The organism is Effusibacillus consociatus, assembly GCF_042652925.1.
Lineage (GTDB): Bacteria > Bacillota > Bacilli > Tumebacillales > Effusibacillaceae > Effusibacillus > Effusibacillus consociatus.
Map to the genome: position 1 here is coordinate 1 of NZ_JBHSHC010000061.1, position 1,355 is coordinate 1,355.

Consider the following 1,355-nt stretch of genomic DNA (forward strand, 5'->3'; position numbering starts at 1 on the left):
ACTTAATCATAACGGAATTACCGTGGCTTTTGTGATATTTATGTGTTGCATTTCATTTTACAATGAACCAATAAAAAGGGTGGTGTGTATGGATCAAAAAGTCATTGGCGCCAATCTTCGTCGCATTCGCGAAGCGAAGGGCTTGAGCCAAGAGAAAGCGGCGGAACTAGGAGGGATTTCTAGACCTGCCTATCGGAACATCGAAAATGGCGATTCAACTCCAAAGGTCTCTACTTTACAAAATATCGCGAACGGTCTGGGAGTCAAACTCCAAGATTTATTTACCCCCATTCGTACACTGGAGAAGGTTCGCTTTCGAGCATTGAAACGTATGAACAGTCGAGACCAGATTCTGACTGAAGTGGCTCGATGGTTAGATGATTTTAATTACTTAGAGAATCTGTTACGGGATCGAGTGGATTATCGGTTTAAGGATCTTGCCCATCGTTTATCTTCCATCCCTGCAGGACCCCTACGAGCCAAGCATGCTGCAGAAGAAGCTAGGAAAGAATTGAATTTGTTCGAAAATCAGCCGATTCGTGATATTGCCGGTTTACTTGAATCCAGCGGAATAAAACTCTATCCCATCAGTCTGGCATCCGATGGGTTCTTTGGCTTATCCGTTTCTGAGCAAGATGGGGGTCCAGCTGTCATTGTTAACGTCTGGGAACGGATTTCCGTCGAACGATGGATTTTTAGTGCGGCTCACGAGTTAGGACACTTACTTCTTCACTTAGAGGCTTATGATGTAGATGAAAGCATGGAAGATGAAGATCAAGAAGTCGAAGCAAATATATTTGCTTCCTATTTCCTAATGCCTGAAGGAGCTTTCCAATCGGAATGGGACGAAACTTACGGTTTATCCTTTGTAGATCGTGTTCTAAAGGTCAAACGCATGTTTCAAGTGAGTTATAAAACCGTTCTTTATCGTTTATCTGAGCAAGTTGGCAGTTCGATATGGGGCAAGTTTCAGGCGGCATATAAAGCCAGGACCAGCAAATCCCTTAGCATTACCGAAGAACCTGAAGCGCTACCTCCCAATAAATTCCAACAATCAATACCGGAAGTTCTTCGTTCACAAGAACCGGATTCTCTATCTTCCTCCGATTTTATTGGAGATCGTTTATCCAAACTCGTTCGCATCGCGATTGAAAAAGATGAAATTACCCTTAGCCGAGGTGCAGAAATTTTAAGATTGGACCTTGAAGCCATGCGAGAAAGAGTTTCTTCTTGGGAGTAGATGAATGGGGACAAAACAACGACATTTTCTCATACTTGATGCGAACGTTTGTATTTGTCAACTGAAAATTCCGCCATTCGCTCATTTAATTTTCCCCCACCTGTGAAAACAGGAA

Annotated in this window: 1 protein-coding gene; it reads left to right on the plus strand. The window is 43.0% G+C overall.

All coding sequences use genetic code 11. The features are described from left to right. Window positions 1–1,240: helix-turn-helix domain-containing protein (locus ACFO8Q_RS08740; protein WP_380025390.1), on the plus strand; the 1,240-nt coding region annotated here is incomplete at its 5' end. Window positions 1,241–1,355: the final 115 nt, after the last annotated feature.